This window comes from Methyloversatilis sp. XJ19-13 (assembly GCF_024580155.1).
Lineage (GTDB): Bacteria > Pseudomonadota > Gammaproteobacteria > Burkholderiales > Rhodocyclaceae > Methyloversatilis.
Genome location: NZ_JANINH010000002.1, coordinates 359,848 through 382,770, shown reverse-complemented (window position 1 = coordinate 382,770; position 22,923 = coordinate 359,848). Strand labels below are relative to the sequence as shown.

Genomic DNA, 22,923 nt, shown 5'->3' with positions numbered 1-22,923 from the left:
GGGCAGGGCAGCCGGATGGTAACCGGCCTGCGGAACCAACCGGCAATTGCACCGGTCAGGTTCGCGTCAGTCAGGGATACGATCATCCGGACTGGACAACGAAACGAGCCTGTCGGGCGCTCCGCCCATCGGAGCACTCGGATCAAACAAGGTTATTCTTCGGCCGGACAGACGTAGCCCGACTTCGCAGCGCCCATGAATCCACTTGCCACGATAGTGCTGCTGCCCCTTCTGGCAGGCACGTTGCTGTGTTTCGGCCTTGGCCGCGACAACTCGCCCGCGCGCCGCACGCTGACCGCCCTGGCGGCCGGTAGCGTGACGGTCGCCGCGCTCGCGCTGCTGCTGTCGCTTGCGCCGCAGATACTGGCCGGCCAGACGCTGATCGCGCACACCGACTGGGTGCCGTCGCTCGGCCTGTCCATCGGCTGGCGGCTCGACGGCCTGGCTCTCCTGTTCGCGCTGCTGATCACCGGCATCGGCCTGCTGATCGTCATCTACGCGCATTTCTATCTGGCGGCATCGGACCCGGCCGGCAAGTTCTATACGCTGCTGATGCTGTTCATGGCAGCCATGCTCGGCGTGGTCATGTCGGACAACATCATGCTGCTGGTGGTGTTCTGGGAACTCACCAGCGTGTCGTCCTTCCTGCTGGTCGGCTATTGGGGGCACAAGGAAGAGGCGAGGGCGGGCGCGCGCATGGCGCTGGCAGTCACCGGCGGCGGTGGTCTGGTCATGCTGGCCGGTTTCGTGCTGCTCGGCCAGGTTGCCGGCACCTATGAACTGAGCGAATTGTTGACGCGCGGCGACCTCATCAAGGCCGACCCGCTGTATCCGCTGCTGCTCGGGCTGATCCTGGTCGGCTGCTTCACCAAGAGCGCGCAGGTGCCCTTCCACTTCTGGCTGCCGGAAGCGATGGCGGCCCCGACGCCTGTATCGGCCTATCTGCATTCGGCCACCATGGTGAAAGCCGGCGTGTTCCTGCTCGCCCGGCTCTATCCGGCGCTCGGCGGCACCGACCTGTTCGAGGGGGTGGTCGCCAGTTTCGGGCTTGCAACCGTGGCCTTCGCGGCGTGGGTGGCAATCTTCAAGCACGACATGAAGGCGCTGCTCGCCTACTCGACGGTCAGCCACCTCGGCTTCATCACCTTCCTGATCGGGCTGGGTTCGCCGCTGTCGGCGGTGGCCGCCGTGTTCCACATCCTGAATCACGCCACCTTCAAGGCGGCGCTGTTCATGAGCGCCGGCATCATCGACCACGAAACCGGTACGCGCGACCTGCGTCGTCTCGGCGGTCTGTACCGGCTGATGCCCTGGACGGCAACGTTCGCCATGACGGCTGCGGCGGCGATGGCCGGCATTCCGCTGTTCAACGGTTTCCTGTCGAAGGAAATGTTCTTCCACGAGGCGGTCGAGTCGACGCTGCCGTGGGACGTGGCCGTACCGGTCATCGCGACGCTTGCCGGGATCTTTTCGATGGCCTACTCGGTACGACTGGTGCACGCCACCTTCTTCAATGGCGCGCCGAAGGATCTGCCGCCGGACGCGCACCCACATGACCCGCCGATCGGCATGCTGGCGCCGGTCGCACTGCTGGCCGCGCTGTGCGTCGTTGTCGGTGTGCTGCCGGCCATCACCTACGGCCCGCTCGTCCACGTGGCCGCGACCGCGCTGCTCGGCACCGCCCCCCCCGACTATCACCTGGCGATCTGGCATGGCTTCAACCTGCCGCTGCTGATGAGCGCCATTGCCGTGGCGGGCGGACTGGCGCTGTATTTCACGCTGCAGAAATCGTTCGGTCTGCCCGGCTACACGCCGCAGCGCTGGTCCGGTAAGGCCAGCTTCACCTGCCTGACGGACAGCCTGTTCGCCTTTTCCGGCCGGCTGACCGACCGCATCGAGAACGGCTCACTCCAGCGCTCGCTGGCGCTGATGGTGCTGCTGGTGCTGATACTGGCCGTGGCGCCTTTCGGCGCCGCAGACAGACTGCCGGAAGCTGGCAGCCGCACGCTGCTCGACGCACCGCCGCTGGCCATCGTCGTGTGGGCACTGCTGCTCGCGGCGGGCGCGGCACTGGTGTGGACGCACCACGCACGCTTTCAGGCGGTCGTGCTGACCGGCGTCGTCGGCATGGTGACCGCGCTCACCTTCGTCGCACTGTCGGCGCCCGATCTGGCGCTGACCCAGCTGTCGGTCGAAGTGGTGTCCACGGTGCTGCTGCTGATGGGACTTGCGCTGCTGCCGCAGACCTCGCCGCGCGAATCGACGTCGCTGCGCTATGGCCGTGACGCCGCGCTGGCGCTGGCAGCCGGTGGCGGCGTGGCGGCGCTGGCCTGGCTGATGCTGACGCGCGACCATTCTTCGATCTCCTGGTTCTTCCTCGACAACACCTTGCCCGGCGGCGGCGGCACCAACGCGGTGAACGTCATCCTGGTCGACTTCCGCGGCTACGACACCTTCGGCGAAATCACCGTGCTGGGTATTGCCGCGCTGGGCGCGCTGGCGCTGCTCGATGGCCTGCGCGTGAAGCGGCCGACCGTCGATACGGCCGGGCGTGCATGGACCTTCGAACAGCAGCCGCTGTTGCTGCGCGTGGCGGCGCGCATCGTGCTGCCGCTGGCGCTGGTCGTGTCAGCCTACATTTTCTGGCGCGGGCACAACCTGCCCGGCGGCGGTTTCATCGCCGGGCTGGTCACCGCTGTGGCATTGGTGCTGCAATTCATGGCGCTCGGTCAGGCGCGCGCCGAATCGTTGCTGCATGGCGCGGCCGGGCGGCGCTTCAGCCGCTGGATCGGCAGCGGCCTCTCAATTGCCGGGCTGACCGGTGTCGCCGCCTTCGTGTTCGGCAAACCTTTCCTGACCAGCGCACACGGACACCCGACGGTTGCAGTGCTGGGCGAACTGCCGCTGGCCAGCGCCGCGGTGTTCGACCTCGGGGTGTACATCACCGTGGTCGGCGCAACGCTGCTGATGCTGTCGGTGCTCGGCGCCGCCAGCAAGGAGAGTCACGGATGAATGTGAGCATGGAATTCCTGGTCGCCAGCGGCATCGGCTGGGTCACCGCCTGCGGCGTGTTCCTGATGCTGCGCGGCCGCAGCTTTCCGGTCGTGCTCGGACTGACGCTGATCGGTTACGCGGTGAATGTGTTCATCTTCGCGATGGGCCGTCTGTGGACCGGTGCGCCACCCATCATCGGCAACGGCGAGGTGATCGCCGATCCGCTGCCGCAGGCGCTGGTGCTGACCGCCATCGTCATCGGGTTCGCCACAACCGGCTTCGTCATCGAACTGGCGCTGCGCAGCCATCATGAGTCCGGTACCGACCAGGTCGATGGCAAGGAACCGGGCGCATGAGCCTCGTCAGCCTGATTTCGCCGCATCTGCCGGTGCTCACCGTGCTGCTGCCCGCCTTCACCGCAATGCTGCTGGTGCTGATCGGCGACAGCCGTGAACGCCTGGTGCTGGCGCGGCGCATCGCGTTGGCGTCGGTCACGCTCGGACTGCTGCTGGCGCTCAAGCTTGCACTCGACGCACATGGCGGCGAACTGCGCGTGTATCGCGTCGGCGACTGGCCGGCGCCGTTCGGCATCGTGTTGGTGGTCGACCGGCTGTCGGCCCTGATGCTGGTGCTCACGCAGGCGGTCGCGCTGCCGGTGCTGCTGTATGCGAGCGGCGGTTGGGACAGTCACGGCCGGCACTTCCATGCGCTCATCCAGTTCCAGCTGATGGGTCTGTGCGGCGCCTTCGTCACCGGTGACCTGTTCAATCTGTTCGTGTTTTTCGAAGTGCTGCTGATCGCGTCCTACGTGTTGCTGGTGCACGGCCAGGGCAAGGAGCGCTTCCGCGTCGGCGTGCAGTACGTGGCGATCAATCTCGCCGCGTCGGCGCTGTTCCTGATTGGTGTGTCGCTGATCTACGCCGTGACCGGCACGCTGAACATGGCCGATCTGGCGCAGCGCGTGCCGCTGGTCACCGGCGACGAGGCGCTGGTATTGAAGGCGGCTGCGCTCATCCTGCTGGTGGTGTTCGGTGTCAAGGCTGCCATGTTGCCGCTCTACCTGTGGCTGCCGGCGACCTATGCCGCAGCCAGCGCGCCGGTGGCGGCACTGTTCGCGCTGATGACCAAGGTCGGCGTGTACAGCATCGTGCGGGTGCACGGCGTCATCTTCGGTGCAGACGGTGGCGCCTCGGCGCTGGTGGCCGAACCCTGGCTGCTGCCGCTGGCGCTCGGCACCAGCGCGCTGGCTGTATTCGGCGCGCTGGCCGCGCAGACCCTGCCGCGTCTGGTCGCCTATCTCACGATCGCGTCGGTCGGCACGATACTGGCGTCGCTCGGCCTGTTCAGCACCGCTGCCTGGTCCGCCGCGCTGTATTACATGGCGCACAGCACGCTGGTCATCGCCGCACTGTTCCTGCTGGTCGAACTGGTCGCTTCGCAACGCGGCGACGCCGACAGCCGGCTTGAGCCCGGCGCACCGGTGGCGCAGCCGGTGCTGCTCGGTCTCATGCTGCTGCTGGCCGCGGCTTCGGTTGCCGGCCTGCCGCCGCTGCCCGGCTTCATCGGCAAGCTGATGGTGCTGCAGGCGTCCAGTGGTCACGATGCGCAGGTGTGGATCTGGTTCGTCGTGCTGTCGGTCGGTTTCCTGACGCTGATCGGGCTGGCGCGCGCCGGCAGTTTGCTGTTCTGGAGCACGCGCCCCGAGTTGGCGGGCACCGGTACCGCAGCGGGCGCCAGCAGCAAGCTGGTGCTCGCCACCATCGCACTGCTGGTCGGCGGTGTTGCCATGACCGTGCTGGCCGATCCGCTGAAGCGCTACACCGATGCTGCGGCTGCACAGCTGACCGACCATCGCGCCTACGCGCTCGGCGTGCTGGGCGGCGAGGGCGTCGACACCACGCTGCCCTATGTTTTCCCGCGACCGGCGGCGGGCGGTCCGGCGGGGCAGGGCACGGAAGGAGGGCCGTGATGGCGACCGGAACATCCCACCCGAAGCGCTGGCTGGCGCATCCGTTCATGTCGGCCATCATTGCCGCCAGCTGGCTGCTGCTGCAGCAGTCGTTCGCCGTGCCCCAGCTGATCACCGCCACCGTGCTCGCGCTGCTGCTGCCACGCGTACTGGCGGGTTTTCTCGGGCCGCAGGTGAAGGTTTCGTCCTGGGCGACCGTCGTGCGCTTCGCCGGCATCGTGCTGTGGGACATCGTGGTGTCCAACATCACGGTCGCGAAAATCGTGCTCAATCCGGCACGCGAACCGCAGCCCGCGTGGGTGCCGGTGCCGCTCGATATCCGGCACCCGAACGGCATCGCCTTGCTGGCGACCGTCATCACGACCACACCGGGTACGGTGTCCTGCGTGATCGACGAGGACCGCCACGAAATCCTGGTGCATGCGCTCGACTGCAGCGACCCGGCCGCGATGGCGCAGGACATCAAGAACCGTTACGAACGACCGCTGCGGGAGATTTTCGAATGATGCCGCTGGCCCTCGACATCGCCGTCGCCGCCGTTGCACTGGCCATGCTGCTGTGCGCATTCCGCCTGTTCCGCGGCCCCGAAGTGACCGACCGCCTGCTGGCGCTCGATACGCTCTACATCAATGTGGTGGCGCTGGTCGTGCTGCTGGGCATCCGCCAGCAGACCGAACTGCTGTTCGAGGCGGCGCTGATCGTCGCCATGCTGGGTTTCGTGTCGACGGTGGCGCTGGCGCGCTACCTCACACGCGGCGACGTGATCGAGTAAGGCATCTATATATATGGACACCCTGCATCCGCTGGTCGACGCCCTGATATCGCTGATGCTCATCATCGGTGCGCTGTTCACGCTGGTCGGCGGCATCGGCCTCGCGCGCTTCGGTGATTTCTTCATGCGTCTGCACGCACCGACCAAAGCCACGACGCTGGGCGTTGGCGGTGTGCTGATCGCCGCGATGGTCTACAGCTGGGCCAGCGGCCGTTTCGGCGTGCCGGAATTGCTGATCACGCTGTTCCTGTTCATCACCGCGCCGGTATCGGCCAATCTGATGGCCAAGGCTGCGCTGCACTTGAAGGTGCAATCGAAGGCAGGTCGTCCGGCGGGCTTCGACGACGGTGCGGAAACCCCGGGCAAGCAAGGCTGAGCAGGCTGAAAGGTTTCTGCAGGCACTTGCGGTCCGAATCCTTAACTTCTGAAAATTACTGTTTTCAGAAGTTAAGGTGGCGCTGTCGAAAGACCCTCTGACGTTCTGATGTTGCCCGTATTTTCGCGGACCCGGCCACCGCGCCCGACGAATCCGGAAAGCGGCCGGGTCCGTCGCCTGGCATGCCCGGTCTGACCCTCGACGTGTCGAAACCGCACCGCTCGAAGCGCGGTCCGGCAGCCTGCTGCGCGAAGCGAACGGCTATTGAACACGTCGTGACGTGGCGCAGCGGTTCCCGATGACCGGCACGGTCATCCGGTGATCGCTCGCCGGATCGCTGCCAGCGGCGCCCCGTCATCGAGTCCCACGCCAGCGCTGCGCGGAAGAACGCCCAACTTTGCCCACAGCGCAGGCAAATCAATCTGCACCGGGGCATCCTTCATCTGTGCATACAAGGATGCCAATACGGACGTGCCCGTCGCGGCGTCGGCGATCGACAGCAGGTGCTCGACAGTCCAGCGCTGTTCGATCGACCCCCCGGCAGCGAGAACGCCGCGCAGCGCCTGCGGCAGACCGTGACGGTCGCCGGTTGTTTCGCGGATGGCGATGTCGGCCAGCAGACAGAACAGCGCACCGCCCCAGTAGGTGCGCCCCCAGGTTTGCGTGTGGTCCAGCCCTTCGTCGCCCGGCTGCGGCAGACCGTGCGGCATGCCCTGCACGAAACCGGCCCACAGGCTGGCCGGCGTCGCTTGGCCGATGCGCACGCGGGCGACGGATTCGACATAGGTGGCGGTGCCCTCCTCCAGCCACAACTGGGCGTCGGCCAGCGAAGGCAGCGCCAGATGCGCCATTTCGTGCATCAGCACCCAGCTGTCGAGCATCGCTGCGGGCGTGACCGAAAGGCCGAGTGGAATGCGGATGGCCGGGCCGCGGTAGCTCCAGGTGGTGCCGTTGATACGGCCCCCTGCAGCGGAAATGAACAGCAGCCGGGTAAGCGGCACTGGAAAGCGGCCGTAAAAATCGGCGATCGCCTGGGCGCTGCGCAGTGCCCAACGGTCGATGACGGCGTGTTGCGCTGCCGGCAGATCACTGGCGACGGCAATCCGGAGGATGCCGTCGGGTACTTTGAGTTCTCGTACAGGTAGCGCGTCGAAGGCGTCGTAGGGCATGCCGACACCCGACAACGCCGCCGAAGACCCGTCGGGTCGCCCGTCGGCGCGCGTCGGTGCCGCCCGCAACGATGCCGGAAGGCAGGCCAGCGCGAGTGCTTCAAGCACAGTCCTGCGGACGTTTCCCATGCAGCCTCCTGAGTCGGTCGGAACCAGTGGTCACCGCGATCGCTTGATCGCGGTCGAGCCCTGTCCGGTACGTACCCAGATGACCTGCGGCCGAGAAGCTTCCTTACAGACGGAAGCGGGCCACCGAATCGCGCAGTGCATGTGACATGGCATCGAGCTGGCTGCTCGAACTGACCGATTCGGCGGTGCGGGTTTCGTTCGACCCGGCCAGATCGGCGATGCGCGCCAGGGTGCCGCTGATGCGCGCTGCGGAAGCGCTCTGGTTGTGCGCAGCCTCCGACAGCAGACCCAGCTGGCGGTGCGAGCGATCAGACTCGGCACTCAGTTCCGAGAGTGGGGCCACGATGGCCTCGACCGCAGTCAGGCCGGCCCGCATGTCTTGCGCACGTTGGGTCACGCTCTGCACTGCGCGGTCGGTTTCGGCCTGCATCACGCCGATGACCTCGCGGATCTGCACGGACACCTTGCCGGCGCGGGTGGCCAGCTTGCGAACCTCGTCGGCCACCACCGCGAAACCGCGGCCGCTCTCGCCGGCGCGTGCCGCCTCGATGGCCGCATTCAGTGCCAGCAGATTGGTTTGCTCGGCGATTTCGCCGATCGTGAGTACCGATTCACCGATGCCACCGGCACGCGTTTTCAGGAAGGCGACCTCTTCGGCCGACTGACTGACCGACACGGCGAGGTTTTCGATCTGACCGACCACTTCGCGGATGTTCAGGTGGCCCTGCTCTGCCAGCTCGCGCGCTCGCGCTGCAATCGTCTGCCCCTCGTCGGCGGTGGCGAGCACGACCTGCGCCTGAGCCGTCAGTCCGGCGGTTTCGTCCACAGCCGCGCGCGCCATGCCGGACTGGCTCAGCGAATCGTTCCGGATGCGGCCGGCCACCGATTGCAGGGCATCGGACATGCCACCGATGCGGTCCGCTTCGTCGACTACACCGGCAATCATGCTGCGCAGGCCCAGGCGCATGTCTTCCAGCGTGGCCATCAGGCGTGCGGTTTCGTCCTGCCCCTGCGAGGCCAGCGGCGACGCCAGATCGCCGCTGGCCATGCGACGCGCGGCCACCTCTGCAGCCTGCATGGGATGCACGATGCTGATCGTGAGCCGATACACCAGCAAGGCGCCGCACAGCACCAGCAGCACCGCGCCGACGGCCAGCGCCTGCAGTGCCTGGGCGGATTGTTCGTTCGCCGCGCGGGCCGCACTGCGCGCCATTGCGCGCTCGCTGTCGGCCAGTTCGCGACAGGTGGCCAGCAGGGCATCGAGTGCCGGCAGGGTGCGCGACTGCAGCAGACCGACGGCGCCCGCCGCGTCGTCGCCTTCGATCAGATCGGCCATGTCGATGAAAGAGGCCAGGAAAGTGGCGCTTCGGCTGCGGACAGCCTCGCTGCCGGGGGCGTCGTCGGCGAACAGCGCATCGAGCGCCGCCTTGCTGGCATCGATGCTCGTATAAAGTGGTACGCGCGTCGCACGATCGGGCGCCGACACCAGGTGAAACAGCTCACGCGCGATGCGCTCCGACAGCACTTCCGCCTCGCGCGCCGTCTCGACCCGCTCGAATCGCGCCGCCACCGCCTGTTGCGAGGCCTGCTGCCGCTGCGCCACATGCCATGTCGCGCCGAGTGCCGCGATCAGCAACACCCCCAGCAGCCCGCCCAGACACAGCGTCAGCCGCGTACCAATCGAAAAGTTGCGCATCCGTTCGTTCACTCCATCACCGGTGGTGGTTGCGATTTGCCCGCCCTTGATCAACGACATCCGCGTCGTGAACCTGAAGACCTGGGTTACCGACGGGGACCGGATTCAATACAGGACAGTCCGTACCGCGAAGAGGCGCTGACTGTTCAGCTGCCGCCACCCCGGTACTTTCTCGGATCGCCTCCCGCCTGCTGCTCGTGGCCGACGCCTATGCCGACTGGCAAGCGCTGTCGGTCCCGGCCCGGGACGCTCAGCGCGTCGCGCGCCGGTAGGTCACCACCAGCACATCCCGCCAGGCCGGCTTCGACGGGTCCAGCGGATGGATGGGCGTGACGCCGTGCAGCGCACGCTGGTCGTTCACCAGCGCCGCGTCGCACGGTGCGGTGAGCGTGAAGCTGTCCAGCGGATCGCCTTCGGGTGAGAAGATTTCGGTGGTGCCGCTTTCGACGTTCTCACGCCGCACCATCATCACCAGCACGAAATCGACGCCGTCGCGATGTACGCCTTCCGGCGTCGGCTTGCCGGCCCCGTCGGGCAGTGCCTCGATGCGGAACTGGTGCACCTCGATGTGCGCCGCTGCGCCCGGATGCAGGCGCTGGAACACACCCAGGCCAAGCCGGATCGCGGTCTGCATGGTCGCGCCCTGCATCACCTCGGGCGCGATCGGTGCGAAATGGCGTGCGACGCCACCATTCAGGTTGTTGTAGTCGAGGCTCTGGTAATGCGGCTGATGTGGCTCGAGTACCGCGTCGAGACTGTCGGCCGACGCGCTCAGCACCGCATAACGCCGGCGGCGGTAGCGGCCGCCGTCCGCCATGTAGGTATCGCGCTCCAGCGATCCCCAGCTGGCGGCAAAACGGTCCCAGTCGCTGCTCCAGCCCGCTTCGAGGCTGGCCAGACCGTTTTTCGTGTGATCGGCCGGCAGGAAGCAGAAATCATGCGTGGCGATGCATTCCGCGAGGGCATGAGGATCGTCGCCGTGAGTGGTGTGTGCGGGCATGAACAGGGCCGGGCGAAGAAACGCGAAGCCGCAGACGATACTCCGCGCGACCGGACAACGCATGTCCGCCGCCAATTAGAATCGTGCCTTCGCCTGGAATGACGTCACATGCCCCGCTTCTGCGCCAACCTGTCACTGTTGTTCACGGAGCAGCCCTTCGTCGGGCGCTACGCAGCCGCCGCGCGCGCCGGCTTCACCGGTGTCGAATGCCACTTTCCTTACGGCGTGCCGGCCGAGTCACTGGCCGACGAATTGCAGGTCCACCGGCTCGAACAGGTCCTGTTCAATCTGCCCCCCGGCGACTGGGCGGCCGGAGAGCGCGGCATCGCCTGCCTGCCGGACCGGGTGGATGAGTTCGAAGCGGGCGTCGGGCAGGCGCTCGAATACGCGCGCATCCTGGGTTGCCGGCGCATCAATTGCCTGGCCGGTCTGGCGCCGGACGGCGCGGACCGCGCGGCGCTGCTGGCCGTGATGGAACGCAACCTGCGCTTCGCTGCGCGCGCGCTGTCGCGCGCGGGCATCGAACTGATGGTCGAACCGATCAATAGACGCGACATGCCGGGCTTCCTGCTGAACCACTCGGCCGAAACGCTGGCGCTGATCGAACGGGTCGGCGAGCCGAACGTGAAGCTGCAGTACGACGTCTATCACATGCAGATCATGGAAGGCGACCTCGCCCGCACGCTGCAGCGCGAGCTCGCGCGCATCGGCCACGTGCAGATCGCCGACAACCCCGGCCGCCACGAACCGGGCAGCGGCGAGATCAATTTCCCCTTCCTGTTCGACTGGCTCGATCGCATCGGCTACACCGGCTGGGTCAGCGCCGAATACATTCCCGCCGGCGACACGGAGGCCGGCCTGGGCTGGATGCGGGCCTGCGCCCATGTCGGAGGGTGACCGGGCCGGGTGCGTTGTTGGGCATCGCTGCGCTCACCCCAACCTACGACCCCGCCAGCACCTCGCTCCCGCTACCCACCGCAGGTCGGGCTGAGCGAAACGATGTCAAGCGATCGAAACGCCCGCCCCGGTACCGACCGTAGGTTGGGGTGAGCGTAGCGATGCCCAACATCCACTCCCTCACCCCGCCCCCATCGTAGGTTGGGGTGAGCGCAGCGATGCCCAACACCCCCGTCGCAGATCGGCTGCGCCCTACTTCACCGCGTTCGGGAAGAACAACTGCTGGCCGTCGATCTTGTAGTCTGCGATGGCGGCCTGGCCGTCGGCTGACACCACCCAGTCGATGAAGGCCTGGCCGTCGGCCTTTTTCACGTGCGGGTGCTTGTCCGGATTGACCAGGATCACGCCGTACTGGTTGAACAGGCGCTTGTCGCCCTCGACCGACACGGTCAGATCGGCACGGTTCCTGAACGACAGCCAGGTGCCGCGGTCGGCCAGGATGTAGGCGTTCATCGATGCTGCGGTGTTGAGCGCCGGGCCCATGCCGGAGCCGGTGTCGCGGTACCAGGCGCCCTTCGCCGCGTCCAGGTCGATTCCGGCCGCCTTCCACAGCCGCAGCTCGGCGGCGTGCGTGCCGCTCTTGTCGCCGCGCGACACGAACGGTGCCTGCGCGGCCTGTATGGCTTTCAGCGCTTCGGTGATGTCCTTGCCGCCACCAACTTTCGCCGGGTCAGACTTCGGACCGACCAGGATGAAATCGTTGTACATGACCTCCTGGCGCTTCACGCCAAAGCCCTCGGCGATGAATTTCTCTTCCGCCACCTTGTCATGCACGAACACCACGTCCGCGTCGCCGCGACGTGCCATGTCCAGCGCCTGGCCGGTGCCCAGCGCGACCACGCGCACCTCGATGCCGGTCTTCGCCTGGAACACCGGCAGCAGGTGCTTGAACAGGCCGGACTGTTCGGTCGAGGTGGTCGACGACACGGTGATGAAGCGGTCGGCTGCGCCGGCAAACGGGGCGCCCATCGCGATGGCGGCAGCCACTGCGGAGGCGATGAAGGAACGGCGGATCAGGTCCATGAAAGCTCTCCTCTGAGGTAATTCCCGGCTTCGGCCGAGCGTGGTGACGCAAAAAATTCAGCGACAGGCGTGTGTTCGGTGATGCGTCCGGCGTCGACGAACACGATGTCGTCGGCCAGGCGACGCGCCTGACCGAGGTGATGGGTGACCATGACGATGCTGCAGCCTTCGTCGGCGATGACGCGGATCAGCCGCTCGACTTCGGCCGCTGCACCCGGATCGAGACTGGCGGTCGGCTCGTCGAGGAACAGCACGCGCGGGCGCAGTGCCCAGGCGCGCGCCAGCGCGGCGCGCTGCTGCTCGCCGCCGGACAGCACGCGCGCCGGCCGGTCGGCCAGCGCGGTCAGACCGACGCGTTCGAGCACGTCGAGCGCGCGCGCGCGGCGCACGGCTGCCGGCACGCCGGCCAGATCGAGCGCATAGATGACGTTGTCGAGCACACTGCGCCGCAGCATGACCGGTCGCTGGAACACCATGGCCTGCGCCGGGCGGCCGCTGCCTCCGTTCCACAGGATGCGGCCGGCGCTCGGTTCGATCAGCCCGTGCATCAGACGCATCAGCACGCTTTTGCCGGCGCCGTTGGGACCGAGGATGAGCGTGCGCCGCCCTTCCTCAATGCGCAGCGACACGTCGCGGATGAGCGTTCGGTTGCCGGCGTCGTAGCGCAGCGTGTCGAGCGTGATCAGTGCCTCAGCCATGGCGACGCACCGCCCATTCGCGCACCCCGTGCGCCAGCGCATTGAGCAGCAGCACGATGGCGATCAGGATGAAACCGAGTGCCAGCGCCAGCGGCAGGTCGCCCTTGCTGGTTTCGAGTGCGATGCTGGTCGTCATGACGCGGGTGACGCCGTCGATGTTGCCGCCGACGATCATCACCGCACCAACCTCCGCCACCGCCCGGCCGAGGCCGGCCAGCACCGCCGTGCTGAGCGAGAAGCGGGTATCGACCAGCAGCGTGAAGGCGGCACGTGGCGTCGAGGCACCGAGCGAACGCAGCTGTTCTTCGTAGTCGCGCCAGGCGTCGGCGACGATCTGGCGCGACAGTGCGGCGACGATGGGCGTGATCAGCACCACCTGCGCGATCACCATTGCGGTCGGCGTGAACAGCAGGCCGAACGATCCGAGCGGGCCGGCGCGCGACAGCAGCAGGTAGACCAGCAGCCCGATGACCACCGGCGGCAACCCCATCAGGCCGTTCAGGATGACGGTCAGCGGCTTGCGACCGGGAAAGCGCCCGACCGCCACCGCAGCACCGATCGGCAGGCCGATGCAGGACGCGAGGAACACGGCCGTCAGGCTGACCTGCAGGCTGAGCGCCACGATGCCCAGCAATTGAGGATCGCCGGCGAGCACCAGCCCGCCTGCGGTCACGAAGCTTTCGCCGAGCGTGCTCATGCCCGGCGGGCACCAGGTATGGTCTGCGGCAGTTTGGTACGCCGCCCCTGAAAACTCATTATCTGCATTCTGAAACACATAAGATCTCGAAAGCTAACGCCCTACCAGAAGGTTTCCTATATGTCTGAAAATGCCATAACCACACCGCGGCTCGGGATCGAGTGGGATTTCGGTCCCGATGCACCGGCCGGCATCGGCCGGCTGCTGTCGCTGCTCACCGCGATCGAAACGACCGGTTCGATCGCAGCTGCGGCGCGCCACATCGGATTTTCGTATCGCAACGCCTGGGGGCTGATCAACGCCTGGCAGGGGTACTTCGGCCAGACGCTGATTTCGACCGCGCGCGCCAGTGGCTCGACGCTGGACGACTTTGCCCGCCAGTTGCTGGCCGTCGACCGCGATGCCCGGCAGTCGCTCGCCGCCGCGCTGCACACGGCCAGCCAGCCGATGCGCGCACTGCCGCTGCAGTCATCGGGTGGCGTGGCAGGCACACTGCGCATCGCCGCCAGCCATGATCCGCTGCTGAACGACCTGATCCGCCTGCTGCGCCACGACGGCGGCAGCGCAAGCTTGAGCACGCACGGCAGCCTGGAATCGCTGCTCGCGCTGGCGGCACGCCGCTGCGACATCGCCGGCTTTCATTGTCCGATCGGCGAACTCGGTCGCGACATCTGGACGCTCTACCTCGCGCAGCACGGCTTGCCGCGGCTGCGTCTGCTCGGCTTCGCGCGCCGCACGCAAGGTTTGATCCTCGCCCGCGGCAATCCACGGGGCGTGCGCGGACTGAGCGATCTGTCGCGTGCCGACCTGCGCTTCGTGCATCGTCAGCCCGGCGCCGGCACGCGGCTCGCGTTCGACCAGCTGGCGCGTCAGGCCGGACTCGATACCCGCGCGCTGAACGAGGGCGACGAAGAGCACACCCATGCCGCGGTGGCGGCGCTGATCGCCAGTGACGAGGCCGATGCGGGCCTGGGCCTGGAGGCCTTCGCGCGACGGCTGGGCCTGGAATTCCTGCCGCTGTTCGAGGAAATGTACTTTCTGGCGCTGCGCGACGGCCCGGCCTCGCGCCGCACGCTGGACGTGCTGGGAGGCCTGCTGCGCCAGCCGGACTGGCAGGCGCGCGCGCAGGACATGAGCGGTTATTCGCTGGACGAAGCAGGCGTCGAATATGATCTTCCGGAGGCCGAACGACTGCTGTTCGGTAATTGATGCCCTGCCCGTCAGCGCTGGCTGTCGCGGGTCTGCAGCAGGCGCGCACGCACCGGGTGGTCGCCCGGTAACAGTTCGACCAGCCGCTCCACTGCGTCGACCGCCTCGGGCGACTGACCGAGGTGGGCCAGCAGCAGGTCGGGGTCGTCGATGCGGAAGATGGCGTCCGACAGTCGTGATTCGAGGCAGTCGCGCCAGGTGCGCAGCAGCGGGCTTTCGGTGCGCGGCAGAAAGCCGCCGCGGTATCCGGCCAGCGCCGCCTCGACGCGACCGGCGTTCAGCGCCTGTTCCAGATCCATGAAGTCGGCCTGCCAGTTCACCAGCAGTCGATAGGGGCGAGAGCCGATGGCGCCACCGAGCCGTTCGCGCAGTTGCGACACTTCGGTCTTCAGCGTGGCCACCCCGACCGTGCGGTCGCCGTAGATGGCCGCGTGCAGCCGTTCCAGATCCATCCCTTCCGGATGCAGTGCCAGCAGGCAGAGGATTTCCATCTGTCGCGGCGACAGCGGCAGCACCTTGCCGTGTATCGAGGCCTGCGGTGTGCCGAGCATGCGCAGCCGCAGCACCGGCGCCTGGCTGACCCCCTGCAGGGCCTGCGAAACGCGCTCGGCGAAACGTTCGACCGCATGCAGCGCCAGTGGCGAATGGCGGTTCCAGGTGGTCGACAGGTCGACCACGCCCATCACCTCGCCGCTGATCGTGTCGCGCACCGGGGCGGCGTAGCACACCCAGTCCTGCACCGCGGGAATGAAATGTTCAGCCGAAAAGACGCTGGCCGGACGGCGATGACGCAGCGCCAGGGCCAGCGCATTGGTGCCGACCGAGCGTTCATCCCAGCGGCCGCCGGGCACGAAATGCACGCGCTCGGCGCGGGTGCGCATGTTGCGGCTGCAGCCGGTCCACAGCAGACGGCCATCGGCGTCGCTGACCGCCGCCACCATGCCGCTTTCGATCGCCACTGTTTCCAGCTCGTCGACGCAGGCGACCAGCGCCTGACCGTAGGCGGAACCGGTCCAGTCCGGCGCGGTGTCGTCGAGCGGTGCCGCCGAGCAGGTCTCGGACACGGCTTCGCGCGAACGTTGCCATGAGCCGGCAATGTCCATGCCCACCACGACGATGTGTTCGCCGGTGCTGCGCTCACCGCGCCGCAGCGATTCGATGCGCCGCCGGCGATCCGCCAGACGGCCAGACGTATTGTTCACAAGCGCTCCTCCACCTACCGGATACCTACCCCGCACAGACTAGCGTGCGGGCCGACCCTGTGTTCTTGTGCCGCGCATTCGACGTCGGCCGCAGGGCAACCGATCATTCGAGGAGACAGATCATGCGCTACGCCGACCCCGGTCAACCCGGTTCGAAACTCACTTTCAAGGCCCGCTACGACAATTTCATCGGCGGCCAGTGGGTACCGCCGGTTGAAGGTCAGTACTTCGACAACACCACGCCGGTGACCGGCAAGGTGTTCTGTCAGGTCGCCCGCTCCCAAGCCGCTGATATCGAACTGGCGCTGGACGCCGCCCACAAGGCCCGTGAAGGCTGGGCGCGCACTGCGCCGGCGCAACGTGCCGCCCTGCTGTTCAGGATCGCCGACCGCCTCGAAGCCAACCTCGAGTTGCTGGCCGTCGCCGAAACCTGGGAAAACGGCAAACCGGTGCGAGAAACCCTGGCTGCCGACATCCCGCTCGCCATCGACCACTTCCGCTACTTCGCCAGCTGCATCCGGGCACAGGAAGGTGCGCTGTCGGAAATCGACGAAACCACTGTTGCCTATCATTTCCATGAACCGCTGGGCGTTGTCGGCCAGATCATTCCGTGGAACTTCCCCATCCTCATGGCGGCGTGGAAAATCGCGCCGGCTCTGGCTGCGGGCAACTGCATCGTGATGAAGCCGGCGGAACAGACCCCGGTCAGCCTGCTCGTCCTGATCGAACTGATCCAGGACCTGCTGCCGCCGGGCATCCTGAACATCGTCAACGGTTTCGGCATCGAAGCCGGCAAGCCGCTGGCCACCAACAAGCGCATCGCGAAGATCGCCTTCACCGGGGAAACTACGACCGGGCGACTGATCATGCAATATGCTTCCCAGAACATAATCCCCTCGACCGTGGAGCTGGGCGGCAAGTCGCCGAACGTGTTCTTCGACGACGTGATGGACGCCGACGACGACTACTTCGACAAGTGCCTCGAAGGTTTCGCGATGTTTTCGCTGAACCAGGGTGAAGTGTGCACCTGCCCGAGCCGTGCGCTGGTCCAGGAAAACATTGCTGACAAGTTCATCGAGCGCGCCATTGCCCGCGTGAACAAGGTGCGCGGCGGTCATCCGCTGGACACCGACACCATGATCGGCGCCCAGGCCAGTTCCGACCAGCACGAAAAGATCCTGTCCTACATCGACATCGGCCGCAAGGAAGGCGCGGAGGTGCTGACCGGCGGCAGCGTGCGCAAGGAAGAGGAAGCGGGCGGCTACTACATCCAGCCGACCGTGCTGAAGGGGCACAACAAGATGCGCGTGTTCCAGGAAGAAATCTTCGGGCCGGTGCTGGCGCTGACCACCTTCAAGGACGAAGCCGACGCACTGGCCATCGCCAACGACACGCTGTACGGTCTGGGTGCCGGCCTGTGGTCGCGTTCGGTGCATCGCACCTACCGCATGGGCCGCGCCATCCAGGCTGGCCGCGTATGGACCAACTGCTATCACCTGTATCCGGCGCATGCGGCGTTCGGTGGTTACAAGCAGTCGGGCATCGGCCGCGAAAACCACAAGATGATGCTGGACCACTACCAGCAGACGAAGAACCTGCTGGTGAGCTACTCGCCCAAGGCGCTCGGATTCTTCTGACCCTGCGAGGGGGCCGCTCGGTCCGGTTCGCCGCGGCAAGGTGAGCCGGATCGGTGAAGGGGCGGACGCTGCAGATCGTTCGCCCCTTCGTCCATCCGGGGCTGTATTATTCATACAAATAAATTATTAATCATTGGTTTGCATCGGTTATCTCGATTCAACTTCATGATTTGCGAGGCAACATCATGGTGACCCGCGTATCCGCAACACCGCTGGCGCTGGACTGGATAGACCGGCTGGCGCGCAAGCACGGCCCGCTGATGTTCCATCAGTCGGGTGGCTGCTGCGACGGCAGCGCGCCGATGTGCTACCCGCAGGGCGAATTCACGCTCGGCAGTTCCGATGTGCAACTGGGCGAGATCGGCGGCATGCCGTTCTGGATGAGCGAATCCCAGTTCGAGTACTGGCAGCACACCCATCTGATCATCGACGTGGTGCCTGGGCGGGGCGCCGGCTTTTCGATCGAATCACCGGAAGGCATACGCTTCCTGACCCGTTCCCGGCTGTACGCGCCGCACGAGGAAGCCGAACTGGCGCTGCTGGGTGCGCCGGCGCACGGCTGACGCCGCGCCCGGACGGCCTCACTCCGCCTGCAGGAAGCGCTCGACCAGCCGCGTCCAGTACGCCACACCGAGCGGAATGACCGCATCGTTGAAGTCGTAGCGCGGGTTGTGCAGCATGCAGCCGCCGCCTTCTTCATGGCCGGGGCGCGACCCGGCATCCGGCCCGCCGCCATTGCCGAGCCAGATGTAGCAACCGGGCTTGCATTCGAGCATGTAGGCAAAATCCTCCGCACCCATGCTCGGCGGGTAGTCGGTGCGCACGCTGGCGTCGCCCAGCAGCTCACGCCCCACGGACGCACAGAATGCCGCCTCGGCCGAAGTGTTCACCGTCGGCGGATAGCCGCGCCGGTAGCTGACCGCAACCGTCACGCCGTGCGCCGCTGCCACACCTTCCGCAACACGCCGGATGCCCGCTTCGAGCTGGTCGCGCACCTCGGGTGAAAAAGCGCGCGCCGTGCCGCGCAGCGTGGCCGACTGCGGTATGACGTTGTAGGCCTCGCCGGCATGGAACTGCGTGATGCTGACCACGCCGCAGTCGACCGGCGACACATTGCGCGACACGATGGACTGCAGCGCCTGCACGATGGCCGCGCCGGCCAGTACCGGGTCGGCGCCCAGATGCGGCATCGCGGCGTGTGCGCCACGACCTTCGATGACGATTTCGATCTCGTCGCTGCTGGCCATGGCCGGTCCGTCATGCACCGCCATTTCGCCGACCGGCAGGCCGGGCCAGTTGTGCAGGCCGAACACCGACTGCATCGGAAAGCGCTCGAACAGGCCGTCGGCAATCATCGCCGCCGCGCCGCCCCTGCCCTCCTCGGCCGGCTGGAAGATGAAATTCACCGTGCCATCGAAACAGCGCGTCGCCGCCAGATATTCGGCCGCCGCCAGCAGCATCGCTGTATGGCCGTCGTGACCGCAGCCGTGCATCCGTCCGGTATGGGTCGAACGATGGGCGAAGGTGTTCTGTTCGGTCATCGGCAGCGCATCCATGTCGGCGCGCAGGCCGATCGCCGCCTTGCCGTGGCCGGCGCGCAGCACGCCGACCACACCGGTGCGGCCGATGCCCTCATGCACTTCGATGCCGGACGCGCGCAGCGTGCACGCCACGATGGCGGCGGTGCGCGTTTCCTCGTAGGCCAGTTCCGGGTGGGCATGCAGGTCGCGCCGGATCGACGTCCAGCGCGCATGCCGCTCGCCCAGTGCCTCGACCAGCGGATGCAGGCTGCTGTCGGCGCGGCTCACTGCAATGTCCTCACTGCAATTCCTCGACTTCGGAAAACATGGCTGCCTGACCGCAGAACTGGCCGTCGGCATCCAGCACCTTCCACACGGTGGCGTGACTGATGCGGAACAGCGTGCCGTCGCGGCGCACCCGCACGCCGCAATAGTCGCTGATGTAGCCCTGCTGGGTCACCATTTCGAGCAGACGGGCGCGCTCGTCGCGTTCCGGCTCGCGCGCCGACAGGCGCGACGGCAGCGTGATGAATTCGTCCCACGCGTAGCCGAACAGTCGCTGGGCGAACAGGTTGGCGTAATTGAATACCGGATCCGGCTGGGTGCCGTGCGACACCAGGGCGAAGTGCGCGTTGTAAAGCGTGAGCGCATCCGACGGCAGCCGCTGGCCGGTCAGGCGCTCGAAGCTCTCGGCCAGCAGCCGGCTGTGTTCGCGCAGGAACTTGTGATCGGGCATCACGCTCATGAAGCGAACGATACCATCGCCACCATGCGCCACGACCTCATCACGCTGCGCCCGGAAGGGCTTTACTGTCCGGCGGGCGACTTCTTCATCGATCCCTGGCGACCGGTGGATCGCGCCATCATCACCCACGCCCACGCCGATCACGCCCGCACCGGTCATCGCCGCTATCTCGCCAGTGCCGAAGGCGAGCGCGTACTGCGCGCCCGTCTGGGCGACATCACGCTGCAGACGCTGAGGTACGGCGAGCGCATATATATAGGGGACGCGGCGGTGTCCTTGCACCCGGCCGGACATGTGCTCGGGTCGGCGCAGGTCAGGGTCGAGGTGGCGGGCGAGGTGTGGGTCGCCTCGGGTGACTACAAGCTCGAGCCGGACGCGACCTGCACGGCGTTCGATCCGGTGCGGGCGCATGCCTTCATCACCGAATCGACCTTCGGTCTGCCGATCTACCGCTGGCCGGCGCAGGACGCGCTGTTCGCCGAACTGAACCAGTGGTGGCGCGGCAACGCCGACGCCGGGCGCGCCAGCGTGGTGTTCGCCTACGCTTTCGGAAAGTCGCAGCGCATCCTCGCCGGGCTCGATCCGGCCATCGGCCCCATCGTGTGCCACGGCGCGGTCGAGGCGCTGAACCGCGCCTACCGCGACAGCGGCGTCGCCCTGCCCGCCACCGCCATGGTGTCCGATGGCCTGGACGCTGCAGCGCTTCGCCGTGCTCTGGTGATTGCACCGCCTTCGGCGCAGTCCACCCCGTGGATGAAGCGCTTCGGCGACTACGCCGACTGCTTCGCGTCAGGCTGGATGCAGGTGCGCGGCGCGCGTCGGCGGCGCGGTGTCGATCGCGGTCTGGTGATGTCGGACCATGCCGACTGGCCGGGGCTGCTGGGTGCCATTGGCGCCACCGGTGCTTCGCGCGTCATCGTGACGCACGGTCTGGTCCAGCCGCTGGTGCGCTGGCTGACCGAACAGGGTCTGGACGCCGGCGCCTTCGCCACCTCATTCGGCGAGGAAACAGCCGAGGAGCTCGGCGGCCAGCCGGGCGAACAGACGGTCTGAAAACAGCGCGACGCTGCGACGACAACCGGGCTCGCGAAAAGAACAGCATCGTCATGCAGCCAGCGCCGGGCGGACACGTTCAGCGGTCCGAGCGGACTCACGTTACCGTTCGGGCTGTGCCATTTCCAGCACGACCTTCCCCCGCCCCTCAGGTCCGGCCTGATGCCCCGAGGCGACCCGACACGGGCTTCGTTCGACTGAACCGCGCCGTCCATCTCACGGGTTCGGAACCGCGCCTGCCACACGCCGCGTCAGCCAGAAAAAAATCCCGCTTTTCAGCATCCGGCGCGACCGGTCGTCCGTATTGCAAGACGGGAGCTGCCGCAAGGACGGATATCCCGCGCACAAAGCACGGCATGTGCATCTTTTCGGTATGCACCTTTTCGATCTGCACCCTGTTGATCTGCACTTTTTCGATCCGCGCCACGTCGCGTTGTTGCACGGCCGGCGCCGATGTCCATCCACGTTCTGCCCAGGAGAATCCGGCATGTTGAAAAAAAAGCTCTGTCTGCTCGTTGCGGCGCTGTTCGTCAGCACGGCAGCGCATGCGGCCAACCACCGCGAAGCACCCATCACCGCACTTGACCACAAGGCCGACATCACGGACGTGTTCGCTTTCCGCAGCTATGACGGCGGCAGCACGCCCAGGGTGACGATGATTGTCGGCGTGGATCCACTGCTCGAACCTGCCAATGGTCCGAACTATTTCCCGTTCGATCCGGACATCCTTTACGAGATCAAGGTCGATAACAATCATGACGCCGTGGAAGACATCGGCTTCCAGTTCCGTTTCACCACCGAACAACGCCTGCCGACCCTGTTCCAGGGCTATGCCGGCATCGCGGGCGGCGTCGTGGCGCCCGCCAATTCGCCGGCCCCGGTCGCGCCGGGTACCGGGCTGGTGCCGGATCGCATCAACAGCTTCGAATCGGCCGGACTCGGCACGCGCCAGACTTACACGCTCACGATGGTGCGCTACGACAGCGCCGGCCGACCGACCACCCGCACGGTCATCGGCTCGGGGCTGTATGCCGTACCCGGCAACATCGGTCCGCGCACGATGGATTACGAAGCCCTGTTCAACGCGGCAACGTATGCGCTGCCCAATGAGGTCAAGGCCTTTGCCGGCACGACCGACGACGCCTTCTGGATCGATCTTGGCGGCGCCTTCGACACGCTGAACACGCACCGCTTCCCGGTACTCAGCGCCGCCGAGGACGCCTCGCCGGAAAACACCGTTGCCGATACGGTGTCCGGCTATGCGGTGAATTCACTGGCGATCGAAATTCCGGTCAGCCTGCTCACGCGTACCGGTCAGATCGAAGCGGCCAGTTCTCCGGCGGCCACCATCGGCATCTGGGCGACCACCTCGCGTCCGGGTGTCACGGTGCGCCGCTCGCCGCTGGCCGCCGCGAGTTCCGGTAGCTTCCGCCAGGTGCAGCGCATGGGCAATCCGCTGATCAACGAACTGCTGGTGGGCACCGGCTTCAAGGATCGCTTCAGCATGGACGTGCCGAAGAACGATGGCCAGTTCGCGAATTTCTTCCTCGATCCGACCCTTGCGCGTGTTGTGAATGCGCTGACCGGAGGTGCCGTCGCGATCCCGACCGTGCCGCGCACGGATCTGCTGCCGGTGGTCACCTATGCCGCACCGATTGCCGCCCCGGGTACGCCGGCCGGTCCGGTGGCCGACCTGCTGCGTCTGAATACCGGAGTCGCACCGACAGCGCCCGGGGCAGCCAGCCGGCTCGGCCTGCTGGGTGGCGATGCTGCCGGCTTTCCGAATGGGCGCCGACTGTTCGATGACGTGACCGATGTGGCGCTGCGTCTGGTGGTCGGTGGCGTACTTGCTGCGCCGTTCGCTGGTTACAGCCCGGACATCGGCGGCCGTCTGGGCGATGGCGTCAATTCGAACGACATCGCCTACCGCACGACCTTCCCGTATCTGGGCAGCGCACCGTCGGGACGTGACCGCCGCCATATCGATCCGGGCGAGTCGGGTTGCGGCGGTGCCGTCGGCGGCATCTGCCCCGAGTAAGGCCTGATGCGCCGGTCCGTTCTGCCCCGAGCAGACCGG

At 66.7% G+C, this 22,923-nt stretch carries 21 protein-coding genes; 12 read left to right on the top strand and 9 right to left on the bottom strand.

The genetic code is table 11. The features are described from left to right. The first annotated feature begins 195 nt into the window (after positions 1 to 195). Genes NMQ14_RS04340 through NMQ14_RS04315 form a run of 6 tightly spaced genes read left to right on the top strand, consistent with a single transcriptional unit; the run spans position 196 to position 6,111 of the window. Complete coding sequence (locus NMQ14_RS04340; RefSeq protein WP_257093796.1) at positions 196 to 3,012, top strand: monovalent cation/H+ antiporter subunit A; 2,817 nt, start codon at positions 196 to 198, stop codon at positions 3,010 to 3,012. Then, entirely contained in the window at positions 3,009 to 3,350 is a 342-nt protein-coding gene (locus tag NMQ14_RS04335; RefSeq protein WP_257093795.1) for a Na+/H+ antiporter subunit C, read from the top strand. Before NMQ14_RS04340 ends, NMQ14_RS04335 begins: the two co-directional genes overlap by 4 nt. Continuing rightward, positions 3,347 to 4,963 (top strand): monovalent cation/H+ antiporter subunit D, encoded by a 1,617-nt coding sequence (locus tag NMQ14_RS04330; protein ID WP_257093792.1) that lies wholly within the window; start codon positions 3,347 to 3,349, stop codon positions 4,961 to 4,963. The genes NMQ14_RS04335 and NMQ14_RS04330 overlap by 4 nt, the downstream gene beginning before the upstream one ends. Then, positions 4,963 to 5,469 carry a Na+/H+ antiporter subunit E gene (locus NMQ14_RS04325; protein WP_257093789.1) on the top strand — a complete coding sequence of 169 codons (507 nt, stop codon included), beginning with the start codon at positions 4,963 to 4,965 and terminating at the stop codon, positions 5,467 to 5,469. The genes NMQ14_RS04330 and NMQ14_RS04325 overlap by 1 nt, the downstream gene beginning before the upstream one ends. Continuing rightward, entirely contained in the window at positions 5,466 to 5,735 is a 270-nt protein-coding gene (locus NMQ14_RS04320) for a K+/H+ antiporter subunit F (protein ID WP_257078582.1), read from the top strand. The genes NMQ14_RS04325 and NMQ14_RS04320 overlap by 4 nt, the downstream gene beginning before the upstream one ends. A 13-nt stretch (positions 5,736 to 5,748) precedes the next feature. Continuing rightward, the gene (locus NMQ14_RS04315; RefSeq protein ID WP_257093787.1) at positions 5,749 to 6,111 is read left to right on the top strand and encodes a Na+/H+ antiporter subunit G; all 363 of its coding nucleotides are present in this window, start codon (positions 5,749 to 5,751) and stop codon (positions 6,109 to 6,111) included. A gap of 311 nt (positions 6,112 to 6,422) precedes the next feature. On the opposite strand, the gene NMQ14_RS04310 is transcribed toward NMQ14_RS04315, so the two are convergent. From NMQ14_RS04310 to NMQ14_RS04300, 3 genes are all read right to left on the bottom strand, one after another. After that, on the bottom strand, positions 6,423 to 7,409 hold the full coding sequence (locus tag NMQ14_RS04310) for a hypothetical protein (RefSeq protein WP_257093785.1): 987 nt from the start codon (positions 7,407 to 7,409) through the stop codon (positions 6,423 to 6,425). 103 nt (positions 7,410 to 7,512) lie between these two features. Further along, positions 7,513 to 9,117, bottom strand: coding sequence for a methyl-accepting chemotaxis protein (locus NMQ14_RS04305; RefSeq protein WP_257093783.1), 1,605 nt, complete (start codon positions 9,115 to 9,117; stop codon positions 7,513 to 7,515). 238 nt (positions 9,118 to 9,355) lie between these two features. Continuing rightward, entirely contained in the window at positions 9,356 to 10,105 is a 750-nt protein-coding gene (locus tag NMQ14_RS04300; RefSeq protein ID WP_257093781.1) for a 2OG-Fe dioxygenase family protein, read from the bottom strand. A gap of 108 nt (positions 10,106 to 10,213) precedes the next feature. On the opposite strand from NMQ14_RS04300, the gene hyi reads away from it, so the two are divergent. Then, complete coding sequence (hyi, locus tag NMQ14_RS04295) at positions 10,214 to 11,002, top strand: hydroxypyruvate isomerase (RefSeq protein WP_257093779.1); 789 nt, start codon at positions 10,214 to 10,216, stop codon at positions 11,000 to 11,002. 252 nt (positions 11,003 to 11,254) lie between these two features. Here the strand turns inward: hyi and NMQ14_RS04290 are convergent, their stop codons facing one another. Genes NMQ14_RS04290 through NMQ14_RS04280 form a run of 3 tightly spaced genes read right to left on the bottom strand, consistent with a single transcriptional unit; the run spans position 11,255 to position 13,480 of the window. Continuing rightward, positions 11,255 to 12,085 (bottom strand): extracellular solute-binding protein, encoded by an 831-nt coding sequence (locus NMQ14_RS04290; protein WP_257093778.1) that lies wholly within the window; start codon positions 12,083 to 12,085, stop codon positions 11,255 to 11,257. Then, positions 12,076 to 12,783 carry an ATP-binding cassette domain-containing protein gene (locus tag NMQ14_RS04285; RefSeq protein ID WP_257093776.1) on the bottom strand — a complete coding sequence of 236 codons (708 nt, stop codon included), beginning with the start codon at positions 12,781 to 12,783 and terminating at the stop codon, positions 12,076 to 12,078. Before NMQ14_RS04285 ends, NMQ14_RS04290 begins: the two co-directional genes overlap by 10 nt. Continuing rightward, positions 12,776 to 13,480 (bottom strand): ABC transporter permease, encoded by a 705-nt coding sequence (locus NMQ14_RS04280; protein ID WP_257093774.1) that lies wholly within the window; start codon positions 13,478 to 13,480, stop codon positions 12,776 to 12,778. The genes NMQ14_RS04285 and NMQ14_RS04280 overlap by 8 nt, the downstream gene beginning before the upstream one ends. A gap of 120 nt (positions 13,481 to 13,600) precedes the next feature. Here NMQ14_RS04280 and NMQ14_RS04275 point away from each other — a divergent pair, with 120 nt between their 5' ends. Next, positions 13,601 to 14,689 (top strand): substrate-binding domain-containing protein, encoded by a 1,089-nt coding sequence (locus NMQ14_RS04275; RefSeq protein ID WP_257093772.1) that lies wholly within the window; start codon positions 13,601 to 13,603, stop codon positions 14,687 to 14,689. 11 nt (positions 14,690 to 14,700) lie between these two features. Here the strand turns inward: NMQ14_RS04275 and NMQ14_RS04270 are convergent, their stop codons facing one another. Beyond that, positions 14,701 to 15,891, bottom strand: coding sequence for a helix-turn-helix domain-containing protein (locus NMQ14_RS04270; protein ID WP_257093769.1), 1,191 nt, complete (start codon positions 15,889 to 15,891; stop codon positions 14,701 to 14,703). A gap of 122 nt (positions 15,892 to 16,013) precedes the next feature. On the opposite strand from NMQ14_RS04270, the gene NMQ14_RS04265 reads away from it, so the two are divergent. Then, on the top strand, positions 16,014 to 17,528 hold the full coding sequence (locus tag NMQ14_RS04265) for an aldehyde dehydrogenase family protein (RefSeq protein ID WP_257093767.1): 1,515 nt from the start codon (positions 16,014 to 16,016) through the stop codon (positions 17,526 to 17,528). Positions 17,529 to 17,713: 185 nt separating this feature from the next. Next, positions 17,714 to 18,091 carry a DUF779 domain-containing protein gene (locus NMQ14_RS04260; protein WP_257093765.1) on the top strand — a complete coding sequence of 126 codons (378 nt, stop codon included), beginning with the start codon at positions 17,714 to 17,716 and terminating at the stop codon, positions 18,089 to 18,091. Between the two features lie 18 nt (positions 18,092 to 18,109). On the opposite strand, the gene NMQ14_RS04255 is transcribed toward NMQ14_RS04260, so the two are convergent. Together NMQ14_RS04255 and NMQ14_RS04250 are read right to left on the bottom strand one after the other, a co-directional pair. Further along, on the bottom strand, positions 18,110 to 19,336 hold the full coding sequence (locus NMQ14_RS04255; protein ID WP_257093763.1) for a M20 aminoacylase family protein: 1,227 nt from the start codon (positions 19,334 to 19,336) through the stop codon (positions 18,110 to 18,112). Between the two features lie 10 nt (positions 19,337 to 19,346). Continuing rightward, positions 19,347 to 19,784 (bottom strand): MEKHLA domain-containing protein, encoded by a 438-nt coding sequence (locus tag NMQ14_RS04250; RefSeq protein WP_373457177.1) that lies wholly within the window; start codon positions 19,782 to 19,784, stop codon positions 19,347 to 19,349. Between the two features lie 33 nt (positions 19,785 to 19,817). Between NMQ14_RS04250 and NMQ14_RS04245 the strand changes: the two genes are divergently transcribed. Continuing rightward, the gene (locus NMQ14_RS04245) at positions 19,818 to 20,846 is read left to right on the top strand and encodes a ligase-associated DNA damage response exonuclease (RefSeq protein ID WP_257093759.1); all 1,029 of its coding nucleotides are present in this window, start codon (positions 19,818 to 19,820) and stop codon (positions 20,844 to 20,846) included. 487 nt (positions 20,847 to 21,333) lie between these two features. Further along, the gene (locus tag NMQ14_RS04240) at positions 21,334 to 22,884 is read left to right on the top strand and encodes a DUF4331 domain-containing protein (RefSeq protein WP_257093757.1); all 1,551 of its coding nucleotides are present in this window, start codon (positions 21,334 to 21,336) and stop codon (positions 22,882 to 22,884) included. The last annotated feature ends 39 nt before the right edge of the window (positions 22,885 to 22,923 follow it).

Excerpts from the sequence above, each read along its gene's own strand:
- NMQ14_RS04280 (WP_257093774.1), bottom strand. The coding sequence starts at position 13,480 with ATGAGCACGCTCGGCGAAAGCTTCGTGACCGCAGGCGGGCTGGTGCTC.
- NMQ14_RS04340 (WP_257093796.1), top strand. The coding sequence starts at position 196 with ATGAATCCACTTGCCACGATAGTGCTGCTGCCCCTTCTGGCAGGCACG.
- NMQ14_RS04285 (WP_257093776.1), bottom strand. The coding sequence starts at position 12,783 with ATGGCTGAGGCACTGATCACGCTCGACACGCTGCGCTACGACGCCGGC.
- NMQ14_RS04300 (WP_257093781.1), bottom strand. The coding sequence starts at position 10,105 with ATGCCCGCACACACCACTCACGGCGACGATCCTCATGCCCTCGCGGAA.
- NMQ14_RS04335 (WP_257093795.1), top strand. The coding sequence starts at position 3,009 with ATGAATGTGAGCATGGAATTCCTGGTCGCCAGCGGCATCGGCTGGGTC.
- NMQ14_RS04290 (WP_257093778.1), bottom strand. The coding sequence starts at position 12,085 with ATGGACCTGATCCGCCGTTCCTTCATCGCCTCCGCAGTGGCTGCCGCC.
- NMQ14_RS04250 (WP_373457177.1), bottom strand. The coding sequence starts at position 19,784 with ATGCCCGATCACAAGTTCCTGCGCGAACACAGCCGGCTGCTGGCCGAG.
- NMQ14_RS04315 (WP_257093787.1), top strand. The coding sequence starts at position 5,749 with ATGGACACCCTGCATCCGCTGGTCGACGCCCTGATATCGCTGATGCTC.
- hyi (WP_257093779.1), top strand. The coding sequence starts at position 10,214 with ATGCCCCGCTTCTGCGCCAACCTGTCACTGTTGTTCACGGAGCAGCCC.
- NMQ14_RS04265 (WP_257093767.1), top strand. The coding sequence starts at position 16,014 with ATGCGCTACGCCGACCCCGGTCAACCCGGTTCGAAACTCACTTTCAAG.
- NMQ14_RS04310 (WP_257093785.1), bottom strand. The coding sequence starts at position 7,409 with ATGGGAAACGTCCGCAGGACTGTGCTTGAAGCACTCGCGCTGGCCTGC.
- NMQ14_RS04330 (WP_257093792.1), top strand. The coding sequence starts at position 3,347 with ATGAGCCTCGTCAGCCTGATTTCGCCGCATCTGCCGGTGCTCACCGTG.
- NMQ14_RS04275 (WP_257093772.1), top strand. The coding sequence starts at position 13,601 with ATGTCTGAAAATGCCATAACCACACCGCGGCTCGGGATCGAGTGGGAT.
- NMQ14_RS04260 (WP_257093765.1), top strand. The coding sequence starts at position 17,714 with ATGGTGACCCGCGTATCCGCAACACCGCTGGCGCTGGACTGGATAGAC.
- NMQ14_RS04325 (WP_257093789.1), top strand. The coding sequence starts at position 4,963 with ATGGCGACCGGAACATCCCACCCGAAGCGCTGGCTGGCGCATCCGTTC.
- NMQ14_RS04240 (WP_257093757.1), top strand. The coding sequence starts at position 21,334 with ATGTTGAAAAAAAAGCTCTGTCTGCTCGTTGCGGCGCTGTTCGTCAGC.
- NMQ14_RS04320 (WP_257078582.1), top strand. The coding sequence starts at position 5,466 with ATGATGCCGCTGGCCCTCGACATCGCCGTCGCCGCCGTTGCACTGGCC.
- NMQ14_RS04245 (WP_257093759.1), top strand. The coding sequence starts at position 19,818 with ATGCGCCACGACCTCATCACGCTGCGCCCGGAAGGGCTTTACTGTCCG.